The 18,699-nt window shown below is 72.6% G+C and carries 18 protein-coding genes; 10 read left to right on the plus strand and 8 right to left on the minus strand.

Annotated elements, in window-relative coordinates:
* Positions 1-468: 468 nt before the first annotated feature.
* From rpsF to rplI, 4 genes are all read left to right on the plus strand, one after another.
* Positions 469-759 (plus strand): 30S ribosomal protein S6, encoded by a 291-nt coding sequence (gene rpsF / locus O7618_RS26450; protein ID WP_088643630.1) that lies wholly within the window; start codon positions 469-471, stop codon positions 757-759.
* An 80-nt stretch (positions 760-839) separates the two neighbouring features.
* The gene (locus O7618_RS26455; protein WP_175441301.1) at positions 840-1,376 is read left to right on the plus strand and encodes a single-stranded DNA-binding protein; all 537 of its coding nucleotides are present in this window, start codon (positions 840-842) and stop codon (positions 1,374-1,376) included.
* A gap of 41 nt (positions 1,377-1,417) precedes the next feature.
* Positions 1,418-1,657, plus strand: a complete 240-nt coding sequence (gene rpsR / locus O7618_RS26460; protein ID WP_007073789.1) for a 30S ribosomal protein S18 — start codon at positions 1,418-1,420, stop codon at positions 1,655-1,657.
* A gap of 14 nt (positions 1,658-1,671) precedes the next feature.
* Positions 1,672-2,118: a 50S ribosomal protein L9 gene (gene rplI, locus O7618_RS26465; RefSeq protein ID WP_278108844.1), complete on the plus strand. Its 447-nt coding sequence runs from the start codon at positions 1,672-1,674 to the stop codon at positions 2,116-2,118.
* Positions 2,119-2,183: 65 nt separating this feature from the next.
* On the opposite strand, the gene O7618_RS26470 is transcribed toward rplI, so the two are convergent.
* Positions 2,184-3,698 carry a hypothetical protein gene (locus O7618_RS26470; protein WP_278108846.1) on the minus strand — a complete coding sequence of 505 codons (1,515 nt, stop codon included), beginning with the start codon at positions 3,696-3,698 and terminating at the stop codon, positions 2,184-2,186.
* A 393-nt stretch (positions 3,699-4,091) separates the two neighbouring features.
* Between O7618_RS26470 and O7618_RS26475 the strand changes: the two genes are divergently transcribed.
* Positions 4,092-6,773, plus strand: coding sequence for a replicative DNA helicase (locus O7618_RS26475; RefSeq protein WP_278108847.1), 2,682 nt, complete (start codon positions 4,092-4,094; stop codon positions 6,771-6,773).
* 6 nt (positions 6,774-6,779) lie between these two features.
* Here the strand turns inward: O7618_RS26475 and O7618_RS26480 are convergent, their stop codons facing one another.
* The 5 genes from O7618_RS26480 to O7618_RS26500 form a co-directional block, all read right to left on the minus strand.
* Positions 6,780-7,463: a maleylpyruvate isomerase N-terminal domain-containing protein gene (locus O7618_RS26480; protein ID WP_278108848.1), complete on the minus strand. Its 684-nt coding sequence runs from the start codon at positions 7,461-7,463 to the stop codon at positions 6,780-6,782.
* A 96-nt stretch (positions 7,464-7,559) separates the two neighbouring features.
* A complete protein-coding gene (locus tag O7618_RS26485) occupies positions 7,560-7,943 on the minus strand; it encodes a zf-TFIIB domain-containing protein (protein ID WP_278108849.1) in 384 nt (127 codons plus the stop codon).
* Between the two features lie 23 nt (positions 7,944-7,966).
* Positions 7,967-8,599, minus strand: coding sequence for a phosphoribosyltransferase family protein (locus O7618_RS26490; protein ID WP_278108850.1), 633 nt, complete (start codon positions 8,597-8,599; stop codon positions 7,967-7,969).
* Positions 8,596-9,948, minus strand: a complete 1,353-nt coding sequence (locus O7618_RS26495) for a glycosyltransferase 87 family protein (protein ID WP_278108851.1) — start codon at positions 9,946-9,948, stop codon at positions 8,596-8,598. The genes O7618_RS26490 and O7618_RS26495 overlap by 4 nt, the downstream gene beginning before the upstream one ends.
* Before the next feature lie 44 nt (positions 9,949-9,992).
* The gene (locus O7618_RS26500) at positions 9,993-12,524 is read right to left on the minus strand and encodes a bifunctional diguanylate cyclase/phosphodiesterase (protein WP_278108852.1); all 2,532 of its coding nucleotides are present in this window, start codon (positions 12,522-12,524) and stop codon (positions 9,993-9,995) included.
* A 621-nt stretch (positions 12,525-13,145) separates the two neighbouring features.
* On the opposite strand from O7618_RS26500, the gene moaC reads away from it, so the two are divergent.
* From moaC to O7618_RS26520, 4 genes are read left to right on the plus strand one after another with little or no spacing between them, the layout of a single operon-like run.
* Positions 13,146-13,637 (plus strand): cyclic pyranopterin monophosphate synthase MoaC, encoded by a 492-nt coding sequence (moaC, locus tag O7618_RS26505; RefSeq protein WP_278108853.1) that lies wholly within the window; start codon positions 13,146-13,148, stop codon positions 13,635-13,637.
* Positions 13,634-14,104: a MogA/MoaB family molybdenum cofactor biosynthesis protein gene (locus tag O7618_RS26510; protein WP_278108854.1), complete on the plus strand. Its 471-nt coding sequence runs from the start codon at positions 13,634-13,636 to the stop codon at positions 14,102-14,104. The genes moaC and O7618_RS26510 overlap by 4 nt, the downstream gene beginning before the upstream one ends.
* 37 nt (positions 14,105-14,141) lie before the next feature.
* Positions 14,142-15,398, plus strand: a complete 1,257-nt coding sequence (locus O7618_RS26515) for a molybdopterin molybdotransferase MoeA (protein WP_278108855.1) — start codon at positions 14,142-14,144, stop codon at positions 15,396-15,398.
* Positions 15,395-15,826, plus strand: coding sequence for a molybdenum cofactor biosynthesis protein MoaE (locus tag O7618_RS26520; protein ID WP_278108856.1), 432 nt, complete (start codon positions 15,395-15,397; stop codon positions 15,824-15,826). The genes O7618_RS26515 and O7618_RS26520 overlap by 4 nt, the downstream gene beginning before the upstream one ends.
* Before the next feature lie 13 nt (positions 15,827-15,839).
* Here the strand turns inward: O7618_RS26520 and O7618_RS26525 are convergent, their stop codons facing one another.
* A complete protein-coding gene (locus O7618_RS26525) occupies positions 15,840-17,276 on the minus strand; it encodes a glycosyltransferase 87 family protein (protein ID WP_278108857.1) in 1,437 nt (478 codons plus the stop codon).
* Positions 17,277-17,479: 203 nt separating this feature from the next.
* Positions 17,480-18,025 carry a DoxX family protein gene (locus O7618_RS26530; protein WP_278108858.1) on the minus strand — a complete coding sequence of 182 codons (546 nt, stop codon included), beginning with the start codon at positions 18,023-18,025 and terminating at the stop codon, positions 17,480-17,482.
* A gap of 126 nt (positions 18,026-18,151) precedes the next feature.
* Here O7618_RS26530 and O7618_RS26535 point away from each other — a divergent pair, with 126 nt between their 5' ends.
* Positions 18,152-18,697, plus strand: coding sequence for an N-acetyltransferase (locus O7618_RS26535; RefSeq protein WP_278108859.1), 546 nt, complete (start codon positions 18,152-18,154; stop codon positions 18,695-18,697).
* Positions 18,698-18,699: the final 2 nt, after the last annotated feature.

The raw sequence follows: 18,699 nt of genomic DNA on the forward strand, positions 1-18,699 counted from the left end.
GGGACGGGTGAGGCAAGGCCCCCGGCAACGGGACGCCCCGCCGTGCGGCCCGGCACGACGGGGCGCGATCCGCCAGGCGGACGAATTCCTTCATTTCCCCCAACTGGTGACGAGGGCCGCTGTATGGTCACACCAGGTGACAACATGATAAAGCTCCGCGGGGCGTCCTCGATCCAACCTCATCGGTGTGGTCGTTCCTCCCCAGGTCCCACCCAAGGAATGCGGACGGGACGCCCCGCGGCCCCGTGGACAGGGGCCCACCTTCTCGGCGCGCGACGCCGGAGGTGGGCCCCTGTCACCGCCTCCGGGGCCACCCGGACCACCGGCCCCGGCATGATCGTCCGGACCGGCTATCCTGGTCCGGTTGTCCGCGTCCGGCCGGGTTCCCCCGGCACCGGCGGGCAACGACGCACGACCTCCTGCCACGGAAGGACCGTGGCCGCCTAGCCCACAGGAGGTGAGCACGTCTTGCGTCACTATGAAGTCATGGTGATCCTCGATCCCAGCCTCGAGGAGCGCACCGTCGCCCCGTCTCTCGACACGTACCTGAACGTGATCCGGACCGCGGGTGGCTCGGTGGAGAAGACCGACGTGTGGGGCCGCCGGCGCCTCGCGTACGAGATCAACAAAAAGGCCGAGGGCATCTACGCCGTCGTCGACCTCCAGGCGACGCCGGAGGCCGTGGCCGAGCTGGACCGTCAGCTCCGACTCAACGAGTCGGTGCTGCGCACCAAGGTCATTCGCCCGGAGATGCGCTGAGCATCTAGACCCGGCACGTCCGGATCAAGCCTCATCCGCGCTGTCGGAGGGCTCTGAGAGCCTGTACGGCACAACGATGAGTGCGCGAGGAGATGGTCATGGCAGGAGACACCACCATCACGGTCATCGGCAACCTGACCGATGACCCCGAGTTGCGGTTCACCCCCTCCGGTGCCGCGGTCGCCAAGTTCCGGGTCGCTTCGACGCCCCGGTTCATGGACAAGGCGTCCGGCGAGTGGAAGGACGGCGAGCCGCTGTTCCTCTCGTGCACGGTCTGGCGCCAGGCCGCCGAGAACGTCGCCGAGTCGCTGCAGCGCGGCGCCCGGGTGATCGTGTCCGGCCGGCTGCGTCAGCGGTCGTACGAGACCCGCGAGGGTGAGAAGCGCACCGTCATCGAGCTGGAGGTCGACGAGATCGGCCCGTCCCTGCGCTACGCCACGGCGAAGGTGCAGAAGATGTCCCGCTCCGGTGGCGGAGGCGGCGGCTTCGGCGGTGGTGGCGGTGGTGGCCAGGGCGGCGGCGGAGGCAACTTCGACGACCCCTGGGCCTCGGCTGCCCCGGCCCCCTCCCGCGCTGGTTCGGGCGGCGGAAACTTCGACGAGGAGCCCCCGTTCTGATGGCGCCGAGCGCCCGCGATCGCAAACCAGGAGCAAGAGCAATGGCGAAGGCTGCGGCACTGCGCAAGCCGAAGAAGAAGGTGAACCCGCTCGACAAGGACGGGATCACCTATATCGATTACAAGGACACCGCGCTGCTGCGCAAGTTCATCTCCGACCGCGGCAAGATCCGCGCTCGACGGGTGACCGGCGTGACCTCGCAGCAGCAGCGGCAGATCGCCCGTGCGGTCAAGAACGCCCGCGAGATGGCGCTCCTGCCGTACACGGCCACGGCACGCTGAGGGGAGGCACGGACATGAAGATCATCCTTACCCAGGAGGTGTCCGGCCTCGGCTCTCCGGGCGACATCGTCGAGGTGAAGGACGGCTTCGGCCGTAACTACCTGCTGCCGCAGGGCTTCGCGATCGCCTGGACCAAGGGCGCCGAGAAGCAGGTCACGGTCATCAAGCGGGCCCGCTCGGCCCGCGAGGTCCGCGACCTCGACCACGCCAACGAGATCAAGGGCCAGCTCGAGGGCCTGAAGGTCAACCTCAAGGCCCGCGCCGGCGACGGCGGCCGGCTCTTCGGCTCGGTCACCCCGGCCGAGATCGTCGACGCCGTCAAGGCGGCCGGCGGTCCGGCCCTGGACCGTCGTCGGCTGGAGACGCCCGGCCACATCAAGTCGCTCGGCGCCTACCCGGTCAGCATCCGGCTGCACCCCGAGGTGACCGCCAAGTTCGACCTGAACGTGGTCAAGGGCTGACACCCACCGCACCACGGAAGGGCCCGCACCGGACAACCGGTGCGGGCCCTTTCCGCATGTGCGCGTCAGCCGATCGCCTGGCCGGTCACCGCGCTGATCACCACCGTGGACAGGCCCCCACCGACCACGGCCGCGGCCAACGCCACGGTCGCCGACCGCCACGTCGTCCCGACCTGGCGCAGCAGCACCGCCACCACGAGACTGCTCACCAGCGCCAGCCCGTACCGCGGCGCCGCCGCCGACAGCGACGCGAACGCGTGCGCCCGGGACGAGTCGCAACCGCCGCCGCTGATGTCGGTGACGCACCCCGGCGGAGCCTGCCCGTCCAGGAACACCAGACCCAGGAAGAGCAGCGCCGCCGGCACCAGATAACAGGCCGCCGTGTAGACCAACGGTCGCAGCGGACCACCCGGATCCGGGTCCAGCAGGTCGTCCTCCAACCGCCGGCCCCACGAGCCGCCGCCGATCGTGTCCATCCCCCGCCGCAACGCCGACCCGCCCGAACCGACCGGCTCCACCGGCCGGCGACGGGGCGCGGCCCGCGGACGCGGAGCGGGGTACGCCACCATCGGTGACCGCGGCGCCGACGTCGGCGTCTCCATCCAACGCGGATCATCGCCCGCCAGGCGGGTGCCCGACCAGAACTCCTCGACCTGCTCCGGCGAGGCCCAACCCTCCCGGACCGGCGGAGTCGTCCGGTCCCACGGGTCGACCGCCGGGTAACGGTCACCGGTGTCCCGAACCCGGTCGAGGTGGCCGGTGTCGGTGAACCGGTCCCACTGGCCGGTGTGCTCCGTCCGGTCCCACCGGTCCTCCGTGCGCTCCCACCCGCCCCCGGAGGTGGCCCGACCCCACGCGTGCACGCCCGACGCGTCCCACGGGTCGACCGCCGGCTGCGCCACCGGTGCCGGCTCGGCCGCCCGGCCCCGCTCCCACGGATCGACCGCGGGCGGTGGCCAGGAGGAGTGCGACGTCGACCGGCGGCTGCGCCGCGGCGGGCGGTCCGCCTCCCACCCGTCGGCGGTGTCACCCGCGGGGCTCGCCTGCTCGGGCAGCCCCGACCAGGTCACCTCCGGCCTGCGGGTCGCCGCCCGGCGCGGCCGGCTGCGCGGGGCCGTGCCGGACACCGGCTCGTCCTCACCGTCGGCCCGCCTGCTCCCGACGTATCCCCGCTCCTGCGGGGCGTCCAGGGTCCACTCGGCGGTGTGGTCCGACACCGGCCCGGCGCCGATGGCCCGCAGCCCGCGCCGGTCGTCGTCGTCCCGACGTCGGCCGACGTCGGCCGGCCAGCCACCGCCCGAGGACGGCGACCCGACCTCGGCGTCGTCTTCGTCGTCCGGGGCGGCGTGACGACCGCCGCCGTCGGCGCGGCTGATCCCCGATTCGACCGCCCAGCGTGGAAGGTAGGCGTCCACCGGCTCGTCCTGGCCACGCTCGATCGCCCGTCGCCGGCTCGGAGTGCGATGGCGCTCCGGCGCGTACGAGTCGGCAGCACGCGGACCGGCGGAGGTGTCCCAGGAACCGCCCTGCCGGCGCTCGCGCGGGGTGTCCTCCCCGCCTGCCCAGTCCCGGTGTCTCACGGCCGGAGCGTGACCCTTCTCAACCCGAAAGTGCAACCCGCTGTCAAGGTGCAGCCGTTCGCAGCGATAGTACGGGACGAACGGCGGCAAGGCTCCACCTGAAATCTTCCGTCCACAGGGTGGGGATGGGAAAAGCCCAGGTCAGGAGCGATAGGCCCGGAATTCCCCATCACTTTTCCACACCCTGTGCACACCCTGCGCACATGCCGGCCCGCCTGCGTCCACAGGTTGTCCCGAGGCTCGTCCACCGGCCCTGTTGGTGGCTGACCTCGGGTTCCGTATCGTGGCCAACGACCGCCGGGCGATGACCCCCGATCGACCGGAGGGTCGGCGGAAGTTGTCATACCCCGGCGATAGAGCTGGACTCGATCCGACGCAGCAAGGGGGGAACCCGTGTCGGTCACCGACGAAACGCGCGCGGAACGGGCCGGGGGGCCGCCGTCCGAGCCGCCGCGCCGGGACGCTTCCTTCGAGAAGACCCCACCCCAGGACGTCGCCGCCGAGCAGTGCGTCCTCGGCGGCATGCTGCTCTCCAAGGACGCCATCGCGGACGTCGTGGAGATCCTCAAGACCAACGACTTCTACCGCCCGGTGCACGCCACCGTCTTCGACGCGATCCTCGACATCTACGGCCGCGGGGAGCCGGCCGACCCGATCACCGTGGCGGCGGCGCTGGCCGACTCCGGCGACCTCGCCCGCATCGGCGGTGCTCCCTACCTGCACACCCTGATCGCCAGCGTGCCCACCGCCGCCAACGCCGCCTACTACGCCCGCATCGTCGGCGAGCGGGCCGTGCTCCGCCGGCTGGTCGAGGCCGGCACCCGGATCGTGCAGCTCGGTTACGGCACCGGCCCGAGCGGCAGCCGCGACGTGGACGACATCGTCGACCTCGCGCAGCAGGCCGTCTACGAGATCACCGAAAAGCGGGTCAGTGAGGATTTCGCCGTCCTGGCCGACATGCTCCAGCCGACGCTTGACGAGATCGAGGCGGTCGGTGCCCAGGGCGGGGTGATGACCGGCGTGCCGACCGGCTTCACCGACCTCGACCGACTGCTCAACGGCCTGCACGCCGGGCAATTGATCATCGTGGCCGGCCGGCCTGGTTTGGGCAAATCGACCGCTTCTATGGACTTTGCCAGAAATGCCGCGATTCGCGCCAACCAGGCCGCGGCCATCTTCTCGCTGGAGATGAGCAAGGTCGAGATCGTCATGCGACTCCTCTCGGCCGAGGCGCGGGTGCCGCTGCACGTGCTGCGCAGTGGGCAGCTCTCCGACGACGACTGGACCAAGCTGGCCCGTTGCATGGGAGAGATCAGCGAGGCGCCGCTCTTCGTCGACGACACCCCGAGCATGAACCTGATGGAGATCCGGGCGAAGGCGCGCCGGCTTAAGCAGAAGCACGACCTGAAGCTGATCGTCGTCGACTATCTCCAGCTGATGACGTCGCCGAAGCGCACCGAGAGCCGGCAGCAGGAGGTCGCGGACCTGTCCCGTGGCCTGAAGCTGCTGGCCAAGGAGGTCGAGTGCCCGGTGATCGCGGTCAGTCAGCTGAACCGTGGTCCCGAGCAGCGTACCGACAAGCGTCCGCAGTTGTCCGACCTGCGTGAATCAGGCTGCCTCACGGCGGAGACGAGACTCATCAGGGCGGACAACAACTCAGAGGTGACGCTCGGCGAGCTGATCGCCAACCAGGCGAAGGACATCCCGGTATGGGCCTTGGACGAGAGTCTTCGTTACACGGCCCGGACGCTCACCCACGCTTTCCCCAGTGGAACGCGTGAGGTGTTCCGGATGACCCTCGCTTCCGGAAAGCAGATCGAGGCCACGGCGAATCATCCTTTCCTCACGTTCGGCGGTTGGATGCCGTTGGCTGAACTCACGACGGGAGCGAGGATCGCTGCTCCCCGGCACATCCCGCCGCCACTGGCCGTCCAGCCCTGGGACGAATCGGAGCTGATCCTGCTGGCCCACCTGCTCGGCGACGGCTCGTTCGTCCGACGCCAGCCGATCCGCTACGCCAGCTGCGACGAGGCGAACCTGGCAGTCGTGGCGGAGGCCGCCAGGTACTTCGGGATCACGGCCGTGCGGGACGACTACGCGGCTGCGAAGGTGACCACTCTCCGCCTACCGGCACCCTTCCGACTCGCCCGAGGGCGGCGGAACCCGATCGCTGAGTGGCTGGACGGGTTCGGGTTGTTCGGGCTCCGCTCCCACGAGAAGTTCGTGCCCGGGGCGGTGTTCGGCTTGCCGAAGGAGCAGATCACCCTCTTCCTGCGGCACCTTTGGGCCACTGACGGGTCTGTGACCGTGAACAAGTCCGGTCGAGGGGGACGCGTCTACTTCTCCTCCACCTCGCGGCGGATGCTCGAGGACATCTCGCGCCTGTTGCTCCGCTACGGGATCTCAGCGCGACTCAAGCAGGTCCCGGTGGCCCGGCACCGGCCGCAGTACACACTCGATGTTTCCGGTCGAGACGACCAGCTCCGTTTCCTTCGTGAGATCGGTGTGCACGGTGAGCGCGCCGGCGGTTGCGCGGCGCTGCTGTTGAGTCTCGAAGGCCTGGTGAGCAACCCGAACGTGGACACTGTGCCCCGGGAGGTGTGGACGCGGGTACGCGAGGTGCTGGCTGAGCGAAGGATGAGCCATCGAGAGTTCGCGGCGGCGGTCGGCACCAAGTTCTGCGGCAGCACGATGTGGAAGCGCGCCCCCAGTCGGTCGCGCCTTGCCAAGATCGCCTCGGTCCTCGACGCTGCCGACCTGGATCTTCACGCGACGAACGACGTCTTCTGGGACGAGATCGTCTCGATCGAACCAGCTGGCGAGATGGACGTCTACGACGCGACGGTGCTCGGCACGCACAACTTCATCGCCAATGGCATCGCCGCCCACAACTCGATCGAGCAGGATGCCGACGTCGTCATCCTGCTGCACCGCGATGATTATTACGATAAGGAATCGCCCAGAGCGGGCGAAGCAGACTTTATTGTTGCCAAGCATCGAAATGGCCCCACGGACACGGTGACGGTCGCGGCCCAGCTGCACCTGTCGCGCTTCGTGGACATGGCCATCGTCTGAGCCCGGTCAGCCCAGCAGCGGGAACCAGCCCGCCGCCTCGCCCAGCTCGAACCGGTCCCGGTCGGTCAGCGGCACCCGCCCGGTGGCCTTGAGCAGATACTCATGGTCGTCCCACGCGGCTGGGCGCACCGCCTCGTCGGGCAGCAGGCCGTCCATCGTGGTCACCGCCACCCGGGTCGGGTCGGCCGCCGGCCGCGGCGCGTCCGGCAGGTCCACCACCAGGTCGAGGTGATGCACCACCGCCTCGGTGGTCAGGGTGGCGAGCAGATCGGGTACGCGCAGCACGTGCCCCTGGGTGGCGACGTGCCCGCCGGGGTCCGCGGCGGCAGCCGCGCGGGCCGCGGCCGGGGCGGTGTCGGACCAGATCCGCACCACCCCGGTCGGCCGGTCGAAGGCGGCGGCCGACCGGCGCGCCCACCACGCGTGCCTGGCGTCGGCCCCGTCGTCGCCGCCCGGGGGGAACGCCCGCCAGTAGCTGACGTCGTCCACGTCGGCGGGGCCGGGCGCCGGGCTGGCCAGGGCGACAAGCGCACGCTGGGCGTCGCAGAGCACGTGGAAGAGCAGGTCGGCGACGAGCCAGCCGCGACACCGGGTGGGCCGTTGCAGGTCGGCGTCGTCGAGCGGGGCGACGACCGCGGTGATGCCGTCGTAGGCCTGGGCCAGCGCCTCGTGCTGCCGGATCGGGCTCATGCGGTGCAGCCTGCCACGGCGCGCGACGGTCGGCATGGTGAGAAGGGGCCCCTTCTATCGCCCAGGCGTTAACAAGGGGCCCCTCCTTACACGCAATCAGTCGAAGAGCTCGCCGAGGAAGCCGTGCTTCTTCTTCTTGCGGTAGTGGCCGTGGTAGCCGTAGTGCTGCTGCCCGTGGCCGTACGCGGGCTGCGCGTAGCCGTGGCCGGGCGGCGGCGGAGGCGGGGGGACGGCGCCGTAGCCCGGCTGGTGCGGGGCGGCGGCGGGCGGGGGCGGCGGGGGCGGGTAGCCGGCTCCGGCGGGCGCGGACTGCGGGACGCCACCCTGCTGCCGGTTCCAGTTGGCCTCGGCCTCGAACAGCTTCTCGAGTTCGCCTCGGTCGAGGAAGATCCCGCGGCATTCGCCGCACTGGTCGATGATCACTCCGCTGCGCTCGTACTGGCGCATCTCGCCATGGCATTTGGGACAGGTGAGCTGCATGCCACCGACGGTACCGGGTGATTTCACGCGGTGGCGGTCAGCGCGTGCGTCACCTCGTCGTCGGAGACCTCGTGGAAGTCGTCGTAGTACGCGCCGACGGCGCCGAAGTCGGGCGGGAGTTGGCTGCTCACCACCGTGTCGGCCGCGGCGGCGAGCATCTCGTACGCCTGGGGTGCGCCGACCGGGACGGCGACGAGCACGCGGGCGGCGCCGAGGTGACGGGCGACCTGGACGGCGGCGCGTGCGGTGGCACCGGTGGCGAGCCCGTCGTCGACGACGACGGCGGTGCGGCCGGTCAGGTCCAGGGGTGGCCGACCGTCGCGGTAGCGCTGCTCGCGGCGCTCCAGTTCGGCCTGTTCGCGCCGGCGGACCTGGGCGCGGTCGTTCGCGCTGATCCGGTCGGCGACCGCGTCGTTGAGGACCTGCACGCCCCCGGGGCCGAGCGCCCCGTAGGCCACCTCCGGCGCCCAGGGGACGCCGAGCTTGCGGACGACGAGCACGTCGAGGGGGGCGTTGAGGCGGTCGGCGACCACCCGGGCGACGGGTACGCCGCCGCGGACCAGGCCGAGGACGATGACGTCGGGCCGGCCGGCGAGGTCGGTGAGGCGCTCGGCGAGGTCCCGTCCGGCCTCGGCCCGGTCACGGAAGATGGTCATGCCTCAGGTGTACGCCCTTCGGCCGGGTCGCGGCGGGCCGTTGCCGGGAATGTCGGCCGGCCGGTGCCCCCGGCGAGCGCCAGCGCCGGGGCGAGGACGAGCAGGGCGACCGGGTAGAGCAGGTAGCCGAAGCGGGCGGAGGGCATCAGCAGGATCGCGGCCAGCAGCCCGTACCCGCAGACGGCGGTGGCGGTGGCGGCCGTGCGGGGCGGCCGGCGCACCAGCCGGACGGCGATCGCCACGCCGACCGCGACGAGCAGCGCGGCGGCGACCACCCGGCCGGCGGGGAGCGTCTCGGCGATCAGGTGCCCGGGGAACGGGGACTCAGCGGGGCTGGTGACCAGCCCGTGGCCGAGTGGGAAGCGCAGCACGTTCTCGACCAGCGCGTCGGAGTCGACGAGCAGCACCGGGAGCAGGGCGAGGGCGGGTAGGCCGAGGGCGCCGAGCGCGGTGCGGGTGCCGGCCCGCCGGGTGGCGGCCCAGCAGATCAGCACGATCGCGACCGGCAGGGCGAAGAGTTTCAGGGCGCCGGCGGTGCCGACGGTGAGGCCGGCCCGGCCGGGCCGACCGGCGGCGGCGAGGGCGAGCGCGAGCAGGCAGAGCGCGAGTACGGGGAGGTCGTCGCCGCCGGTGGCGAGCGTGAGCGCCGCGACGGGCAGGACGGTGGCGGCTTGGACGGCGCGCAGCAGCGCGGCGTCGCGGCGGCACGACTCCGGGCCGGTGGCGGTGGCGGTGGCGCGCAGCGTGGTGACCAGGGCGGCGAGGGCGAGCGCGGTGGCCACGGCGAACCAGACCCGGGCGTCGGTCCACCAGGCGTCGGCGGCGGCCCGGGGCAGCCCGAACAGCGCCATGCCCGGTTGGTAGGGGGTGTAGCCGAGGAGTTGCTCGCCGGGCGGCAGCGCGGCGATCGCGTCGGGTCCGAGGTAGGGGGTGCCGTGTTCGGCGAGGCGGATGCCGGCGTGTTCGACCACGACCACCTCCTCCTGGGCGCGGTCGGTGCGCCCGGCGGCCCGTTGGACGCTCTGCGTGACGACCGGCAGCAGCGCGGTGGTGGCCCAGGTGAGGCCGGTGACGGCCCAGCGGGCGGCCGGGCCGGCCAGGGGTGTGCCGGGGGCGCGGCGGCGGGCCAGGAGTTGGGTGGTCGCGGCGACCGTGGCGAGGGCGTACCCGATGGTGGCGACCGCTCCCCAGGCGCGGTGCGGTGGCAGCGTGGAGGTGGCGGCGGTGATCGCGGCGAAGCCGGTGGCGGCGGCGTAGAGGGCCAGGTCGAGGGCGAGTCCGCCGGCTGCGGTGTCGAGCGCCGACCAGCGGCGGACGGCGGGGCTGGCCGGGTCGGCGTGCGCGGTCACGCGGGCCAGTCTGGCAGACCGGGAAGGCGCTCCGAGCCGGTCGGTCAGGGGTGTGCGTCGGTGGCGGCGGGTGGGGCGGGGCGGTTGCGGGCGCCGCCGGCGCGGCGGCCGGGCAGGCGGATGACGGCGCCGGCGTCGTGCAGGGGCCGGGCGAGGGCGCCGGGCCGGCCGCCCGCGCCGCGGTGGAGGGCGGCGAGCAGCGCCCCGGCGGGCAGCGGCCGGGCGAACAGGTGGCCCTGGCCGGCGGCGCAGCCCAGCTCCCAGAGCGCGCGGCGTTGCGGTTCGCTCTCCACCCCCTCGGCGACCACGGTGAGGTCGAGGCTGCGGCCCAGGTCGAGGGTGGAGCGGATGACGGCGGCGGCCTCGGGGGAGGTTTCCATGGCGGTGACGAAGCTGCGGTCGATCTTCAGTTCGTGGACCGGGATGCGGGAGAGCAGCGAGAGCGACGAGTAGCCGGTGCCGAAGTCGTCGAGGGCCAGCCGGACGCCGGAGTCGCGGAGTCGGCTGAGCACCCGGTCGACCACGTCGAGCTGGCTGAGGGTGAGCGTCTCGGTGAGTTCCAGCACGAGTTGGTCCGGCGGCAGGTCGTGGGCGCGCAGCCGGGCCAGCACGGCGCCGGGGAAGCGGGCGTCGAGGAGGCTGCGCGGTGACACGTTCACCGAGACGGGCAGGTCGAAGCCGGCGTCGTGCCACGAGCCGGCGGCGATCAGCGCCTGGTCGAGGATGGCTTCGGCGAACGCGGGCAGCAGCCCGGAGCGTTCCACCGCCTCGAGGAAACGCAGCGGGTCGATCAGCCCGTGGGTGGGGTGGTGCCAGCGGGCCAGCGCCTCGGCGCCGATGACCTGGCCGCTGCCCAGGTCGACGATGGGTTGGAAGTTGACGGTGAACTCGTGGTCGGCGACGGCCCGGGGCAGCTCCCCGCCGAGGGTGAGCCGGTTCAGGTCGGCGGTGTCCCGGGTCGCCGCGTAGGTGGCGGTCCGCTGGCCGGCGCGTTTGGCCTGGTACATCGCCACGTCGGCGCGGCGGAGCAGTTCGGCCATCCCACCGGTGGCGGGGGCGGCGGCGATCCCGCCGCTGGCTTCCACGCTGATGCGCATGCCGTCCAGGTCGAGCGGGTCGTGCAGGGCGGCGAGCAGGGTCTCGGCGCGGTGCGCGGCGACCGCCGGAGCGGGCAGGCCACGCAGGAGCACGGCGAACTCGTCACCGCCGAGCCGGGCGACCAGGTCGTCGGGGCGGGCCGCGTCGCGCAGCCGCCCGGCGACCTGGATGAGCACCTGGTCCCCGGCGCCGTGCCCGAGCGTGTCGTTGACCTCCTTGAAGTGGTTGAGGTCGATCAGCACCAGGGCGGTGACGCCCTCGGCGTGCCGGGTGGTGAGCTGGGCGTTGCCCTCGTCCAGCAGGTGCCGGCGGTTGGACAGGCCGGTGAGGGCGTCGTGGGTGGCGGCGTAGGCGTGGTCGTCGGCGATGCGGGCGAGTTCGGCGTACGCCTGGGCGTTGCGGACCGCGGTGCAGAGGGCCGAGGCGAAGGTACGCAGGGTGTACTGCTCGCGTTCGGAGAGCTCGACCGGGCCGGTGAAGCGGAGCCGCAGCTCACCGGTGTTCTCGGTGCGGTCGTGCCCTTCCAGCGAGACCGGCACGATCAGGCCGTCCGTCTCGCTGGGCGGTGGCGCGGTTCCGTCGTAGGCGATCCCGGCGGCGCCACCGCGGACGGTGCGGCCGCCCTCGCGCAACTCGATCTCCACCTCGTCGGCGGAGAAGAGTTCGGCGGCTTCGGTGACGGCGGTGGTCAGCACCTGGTCGAGGTCGACCACGTTGAGCGCGTCGGTGGTGCGGGCGAGCCGCTGCCAGGCCTGCTGTTCGGTGCGGGTGCGGATCCGGGTGGAGTAGGCCAGGTGCAGGCTGAGCACCAGGGGCGGCACGGCGAGCAGCAGGCGGGGATCGATAGACAGGATCGCCAGGGTGCAGACGGCAACCACGAAGCGCACGACGAAGCCCGCGACGCGCAGGTCGAGATTGGTGAGGAACTGTCGACGCACCCGGGTGCCGGAGGCGAGCGCGATGACCGGGATGGCGAGCAGGTCGTCGATGACCGCGACGGCCAGGTAGGCGATGCCGAGCGGGGCGAGCATGTCCAGCGGGTGGAGCGGGGGCCACGTCCAGTGCAGGAGCGCGAGGGTGAGACCCGCGCCGAAGGCCACCAGGGCGTTCTTGCCGATGCCAAAGGCGATCTTGATCGGCGACAGTTGGAGTGAGGCGAGCGCGATCCCGACGACGGTGCACAGCACCAACCAGGGCAGGGGGACGACCGCGGCGCCGATGACGATGGCGGTCTCGTTCCAGCTGATGGACTGGGTGGTGGAGCGGATTCGGATGCGGGCCTTGACCAGGGTGCCGACCGCGATCATGAAGGTCAGCATCACCAGGATGGCGACGTCATAGGCAGAGGTGGGTAGCGCATCGACGAATGCGGCGGGAAGCAGGGCCAACACCACCACGGTGGCTGCCACGACGACGAGACCGACCAGCAGCCGTAGCCGCCTGTCGGTCTCGATCTCGCGTCGCTGGGAAGAGTTCACGCCGCTCCCAGGTGCTGCGCCGGCTGTGGCAAGAGCCTACCTCGGACGCCCTGTGATGCTGATCCCGCTTTCAGTTCCAGTCGGTCCCACGCATGTTCCTGCCTCCTTCGATCATCGGCGCCCGCGTATTTTTCGGCGCGTCTTCTGACGAAAAAGAGATTAGGTCAGGAACGTGGTGTTTAGAAGGCAAATATGTAACTATATGCAATATGCGCGAATAGATTGGCTTTTCGCAACTTTCCGTTTGCAGAAGTGTGCGGAGCGCGTCTATCACTTCCCTTTCCGTGCCGGGTCCATCGCGGACCGCAACCGCCCCTGCCTGCTCTGCCGGAACGCTTCACCAGTCTCACCGCAACCCGTCGACATCTCATCCGCACTTCAGTCGGCTTCGACTCCGATTCAGGGGAAGGTACCCCGGGCCCGGTGGGCATGCGGGCCGACGCAGGGGTACCCGCAGGCCGGGGAGATAGGCCGACCGGCCGGAGTCGACACAATTACTTATCGGGTGGCGAACATGGAAAAGGCCAGTCGACCGGCGCTAATCGGGCGTGTTCCGTCCGAATGGTCGGCCGCCGGGCGCGGTGCCGCGCGTCCGTCGTACCCGGCGGATAGGGTCGGGCGGTGACCGAACCCGCGCAGCTCACCCACGTCGATCCGGCCGGGGCGGCCCGGATGGTCGACGTCTCCGCCAAACCGGTCTCCGGCCGGCTCGCGGTCGCCGCCGGCCGGCTCCGCACCACCGCCGAGGTGCTGGAGCTGCTGCGCCGCGACGGCCTGCCCAAGGGCGACGCGCTCGCGGTCGGGCGGCTCGCCGGCATCATGGGCGCCAAGCGCACCCCCGACCTGATCCCGCTCTGCCACCCGATCGCCCTGCACGGCGTCACCGTCGACCTGCACCTCACGGCCGACACCGTGGAGATCACCGCGACCGCGAAGACTGCCGACCGCACCGGGGTGGAGATGGAGGCGCTCACCGCGGTCGCCGTCGCCGGGCTCGCCCTGGTCGACATGGTGAAGGCGGTTGACCCGGCCGCGTCGGTGGACGCCGTCCGGGTGCTCCGCAAGGAAGGCGGGAAGACCGGCGAGTGGGTCCGGCCGGAGGACCGGCCGTGATCCGCGCCCGGGTGATCGTGGCTTCCAACCGCGCCGCCGCCGGGGTCTACGCGGACACCAGCGGCCCGCTGCTCGTCGCCGGCCTGCGGGAGCTGGGCTGCACTGTCGACGCGCCGGTGGTGGTGCCCGACGGCGATCCGGTCGGCGCGGCCCTGCGCGCCGCCCGTGACGATGGCGTCGACGTGGTGCTGACCAGCGGCGGCACCGGCGTCACCCCGACCGACCGCACTCCCGAGGTGACCGGCGCCCTGCTCGACTACGAGATCCCCGGCATCGCCGAGGCGATCCGGGCGCACAGCCGCGACGCGGTGCCCACCGCCGCGCTGTCCCGGGGCCGGGCCGGGGTGACCGGCCGGATGCTCGTGGTCAACCTGCCCGGCTCGCGCGGCGGCGCGCGGGACGGGCTGGCCGTGCTCGGGCCGATCCTGCGGCACGCGGTCGATCAGCTCCGCGGCGGCGACCACTGAGCCCGCGGGCCGCGCGCACCGGCGTTAGGCTCGCCGGATGAGCACGGAAACCGAAGCCGCCGCGGCGGAGGTGGGCACGCCCCCGCCGGCCGGGTGGGAGGAGGCCCGCGCCCGGGTGTACGCGGTCGGCCTCTCCGCCGCGCTCCCCGCGGTCGCCCGGCCGCTGGCCGACACCGACGGGCACACCCTGGCCGAGCCGCTGACCACGCGGACCGACCTGCCGGCGTTCCCCACCTCCAGCGTGGACGGCTGGGCGGTGCGGGGGGCCGGGCCGTGGCAGGTCGTCGGCCGCGTGCTGGCGGGGCACACCGCCGCCCCGCTGGTGGACGACGGCACCACCGTGGAGATCGCCACCGGCGCGATGGTCCCCGCCGGCACGACCGAGATCCTGCGGATCGAGGAGTCCACCCGGGCGGCGGACGGTCGGGTGGCCGGCACGCCGCGGTCGCAGCCGGAGTGGCGTGAGCCGGGCGAGGAGGCGCACCTCGGCGAGGAGTTGCTGCCCGCCGGCACCCCGGTCGACCCGGCGGTGATCGGCCTGGCCGCCTCCTGCGGGCACGACACCCTGCGGGTCCGCCGTGCGCCACGGGCCGCGCTGCTGGTCTTCGGCGACGAACTGCTCACCTCGGGCGCGCCGGGCGCCGGCCGGGTACGCGACGCGCTCGGCCCCTCGGTGCCGGCCTGGCTGCGTCGCTACGGCTGCCAGGTGCGCGCCGGCGACGTGGTCGGGCCGGTCGCCGACACCCTGCCCGCGCACGTCGCGGCGCTGCGCGGCGCGCTCGCCAACGCCGACCTGGTCTGCACCACCGGCGGCACCATGCACGGCCCGGTCGACCACCTGCACCCGACGCTGGAGGCGCTCGGCGCCGACTACGTGGTCAACACCGTCGCGGTGCGCCCTGGCTTCCCGATGTTGCTCGCCCGGCTGGTCGACGGCGACGGGCGGGTGCGCTTCGTGGCCGGCCTGCCGGGCAACCCGCAGTCGGCGGTGGTGGCCCTGGTCTCCCTGGTCGCCCCGCTGCTGGCCGGTCTCACCGGCCGGTCGATGCCGGTGCTTCCGCAGGTCACCCTGGCCGAGCCGGTCTCCGGTCGGGGGGATCACACCCACCTCGCGCTGGCCCGCTGGGACCGGGTCACCGGCACCGCCCACCCGGTGCGGCACGTCGGCTCGGCGATGCTGCGCGGCCTGGCCGGCGCGGACGGCTTCGCGGTGATCCGCCCCGGCACCAGCGGCGCGGCGGGTGACCGGGTGCCGCTCGTCCCCCTGCCCCTGACCCCCGGAGAGCGCTCATGACCGTCAGGACGCGTGTGGTGCTCGGCGCGGTCACCGATCAACCGCTCGACCTGGCCGCGCACGAGGCGGCGGTCGCCGACCGCCGCGCCGGCGCGGTGGTCTCCTTCCAGGGCGTGGTCCGCGACCACGACCACGGGCGGGCGGTCACCAGGCTGGAATACGAGGGCCACCCCAGCGCCGAGGCGGTGCTGCGCGAGGTGGCGGCCGAGATCGCCACCGACCCGGCGGTCCACGCGGTGGCGGTGTCGCACCGGATCGGCCCGCTGGAGATCGGGGACGTGGCGCTGGTCGCGGCCGTCAGCACCGCGCACCGGGCGGCGGCGTTCGCGGCCTGCGCGCGGTTGGTCGACGAGGTCAAGGCGCGGCTGCCGATCTGGAAGCGGCAGGTCTTCGACGACGGCACCGAGGAGTGGGTGAACTGCCCCTGAGCCGGGTCGCCGCTCAGCGCCGGGCGGCGAGCTGGGTGGTGCGGGTCAGCCGGTCGGGATAGAACGCCGGCTCGGCGCCCGGCCGCCAGGGCAACGCGGCGACCAGCACGATCAGCGCGATGGCCAGGGAGTTCTCCATCAGCGCGCCGAACAGGCCGTCCTGGTAGTGGGACACCTCGGGAAGTTGGTGCTCGTACGGCCAGATCGGTGAGACCAGGAACAGCAGATAGAGCCCGAGCGCGCCGACCGCGTGCCGGAGCCCGGTCAGCGTGGGATACCAGATCGGCGGACGCAACGCGGGTACGCCGTTCGTCGCCGGCAGCGCGGCGCCGCGCAGCGGCAGACCCCGGCTGGCGTCGCGGCGGCGCACCGCGGCGTCGGCGAGCACCACGATCGCCGGGATCACCCAGACCAGGTGGTGCGACCAGGAGATCGGGCTGATCACATTGGCGGTGAGCCCGACGAGCGTGAACGCGGTCAACTCGTCGCCGTCCGCGCGGGCGCTGATCGCCCGGGACAGGCCCAGCGCCAGCACCAGCACCGAGAAGGCGAGCCAGAGCAGCCCGGGCGTCTCGATCGAGTCGTAGAGCCGGGCCAGCAGGCCGGCGAGGGACTGGTTGGCGGTCATGTCGGCGGCGCCGACCCGCTCGGTCTGCCACAGCACGTCGGTGAAGTAGGTGCGGGACTCCGCGCCGACCGCGCCGAACGTCGCGAGCGTGACGCCGACCGCGGTGGCGACCGCGATCCAGGCGGCACGCCACTGCCGGGTGAGCATCAGGTAACCGATGAACAGCGCCGGGGTGAGCTTGACGGCGGTGGCGAGGCCGATGCCGACGCCCGCCCAGGCGCCGCCGTAGACGAAGCGGGCCAGTGGCGTCTCGGCGGTCTCGTGGTGGGTGCCGCGCCTGGCCCGCCAGCGCAGGCCCACCAGGTCCGCCATGATCAGCGCGAAGAGCAGCAGGTTGACCTGGCCGTAGCCGAGCGTCTCCCGGGACGGCTCGATCGCCACGGCCAGCGGCGTGGCGATGCCGACCGTGAACCAGAGCGACCAGCCGAGCCGGTCCACTATCGGGCGCAGCAGAGCCGCCAGCACCACGGCGAGCGCACCGATGCTGGCGAGCGCGTTGACGGACCCGGCGGCGTCCACCGGTAGCCACGCCATCGGCAGCATGAGCAGCCCGGCGAAGGGCGGGTAGGTGAAACCGAGGGTCGTCGAGGGTGCGACGAAGTCGTACAGCTCGTTGCCGCTCGCCCACCACACCACCGCGCCGTGGTAGATCTTCATGTCGAAGAAGTTGTACGGACGGCCGAAGGCGCCGATGGCGAGCCAGGCGGCATACGAGACGGCCGCCAGGACGCCGATGCGGACGGCGATCCGTTGGTCGACCCCGAGGACGACGCGGGGGGCCGGTGCGAGGCGGTTGGTCCGTCTACCGACTGTCGTCGGCATGGCGTGGCCACCCCCGTACCAAGGTCGTCGTGCCCGTCCAGGTCCGGAACGGAGCCTAGAACGGTGCCTCACGATGCTGCCTCCCGCGTTACGCGACCGTGTCCGATCCCACACGTGTTTGCGACATTTCCACCGCGTTAACGGGTCTCGGACGGTTCAGGTGATTGGTGGCCTTGCGGGGGTGGTGGCCGTGGAGGTACAGGTCAGCCGGGCATCCGGCGCGCGGTCGCCGCGGAGCGTACGGCGATCTTCGCTTCCCGGCGGGCGGTGCGGACCGCCCGCTTGACCGACCGACGGGAGTGGTCGATCCGGTGGCCGGCGCGCCAGCGCAGCCCTGGCCGACCCTCGGTGTCCGCGGCGGCGAGGAGGAGCCCGCCGAGGAGGCCGAGGTTCTTCAGGAAGTGGATCTGGTTGTTGTTGCGCGCGGCCGGGTCGTCGTCGTTCCAGAAGGGATGGCCGGCGGCGGTCGTCGGCAGCAGGGTGCCGGCGAGCACGAGCGCGGCCGGCCGGCTGAACCGGCCGGTGGCCAGCATCAGGCCGCCGACGAGTTGCGTGGCGGCGTTGGCCCGGATCAGCGTCTCGGTGTCGGTCGGGATGCGCGGGTGCAGGTTCTGGATCAGCGGGGTGACCCGGTCGGTGACCGGCTTCGCGGCGGGCACCAGGCGTTCCGGATTGCGCAGGTTGCGGGCGCCGCTGACCACGAAGATGCCGCTCAACATGGTTCGGGCGAGGGAGCGCACGGGCTTCATGGTTCCAGTCTTACCCCGTCCCGGGCTTCGTCACCCCTGCAACACCCGAAAGGTATCGACGTCCGTTCGGCATCGATTTCAGCGACCGTCGCGGATGGACCGGCCCTGTTCGGTAAGGTCGCGCGGGTGACGACGCTGCGACTACGCCCGGAGGGCCCGGCGGACGAGGCACCCGTGGCCCGGGTGCTCGCCGCCGCGTTCGCCCGACCCGACGTGGCCACCCCGCCGGAGGTGGGCCTCGTCGAGGAGCTGCGGCACAGCGCCGCGTGGATCCCGGAACTGGCCATGGTCGCCGAGTACGGCGGCGAGGTGGTGGGCTTCGCGCTCCTCACCCGCGTGCGGGTGCGCACCGACGGCGGCGGCTGGCCGGCGCTGGTGCTCGGGCCGGTGGCGGTGGCCCCGCACCGGCAACGCGTCGGGCACGGGGCCGCCGTGGTGCAGGCGGCCCTCGACGCCGCCACCGAGCTGGGCGAACGGCTGGTGGTGGTGCTGGGCGACCCGGCGTACTACCGGCGGTTCGGCTTCGGGCCGGCGGACCGGTTGGGGTTGACCAGCCCCTGGTCCGGGCTGGGCGAGCCGTGGCAGGCGCTGGTGCTGCCGCCGTCGGTCGGCGAGGAACCGCCGCCCCCGGCCGGTGAGGTGCTCTTCCCGCCGCCCTGGGCGCGGGTCTGACC

Source organism: Micromonospora sp. WMMD980, assembly GCF_029626035.1.
GTDB lineage: Bacteria > Actinomycetota > Actinomycetes > Mycobacteriales > Micromonosporaceae > Micromonospora.

Bases quoted from the DNA above. Each gene is read 5' to 3' on its own strand.
- O7618_RS26480 (WP_278108848.1), bottom strand. From the start codon at position 7,463: ATGAGCCCGATCCGGCAGCACGAGGCGCTGGCCCAGGCCTACGACGGC.
- O7618_RS26530 (WP_278108858.1), bottom strand. From the start codon at position 18,025: ATGAAGCCCGTGCGCTCCCTCGCCCGAACCATGTTGAGCGGCATCTTC.
- rplI (WP_278108844.1), top strand. From the start codon at position 1,672: ATGAAGATCATCCTTACCCAGGAGGTGTCCGGCCTCGGCTCTCCGGGC.
- O7618_RS26485 (WP_278108849.1), bottom strand. From the start codon at position 7,943: ATGCAGCTCACCTGTCCCAAATGCCATGGCGAGATGCGCCAGTACGAG.
- O7618_RS26525 (WP_278108857.1), bottom strand. From the start codon at position 17,276: ATGCCGACGACAGTCGGTAGACGGACCAACCGCCTCGCACCGGCCCCC.
- O7618_RS26490 (WP_278108850.1), bottom strand. From the start codon at position 8,599: ATGACCATCTTCCGTGACCGGGCCGAGGCCGGACGGGACCTCGCCGAG.
- O7618_RS26515 (WP_278108855.1), top strand. From the start codon at position 14,142: ATGAGCACGGAAACCGAAGCCGCCGCGGCGGAGGTGGGCACGCCCCCG.
- rpsR (WP_007073789.1), top strand. From the start codon at position 1,418: ATGGCGAAGGCTGCGGCACTGCGCAAGCCGAAGAAGAAGGTGAACCCG.
- O7618_RS26520 (WP_278108856.1), top strand. From the start codon at position 15,395: ATGACCGTCAGGACGCGTGTGGTGCTCGGCGCGGTCACCGATCAACCG.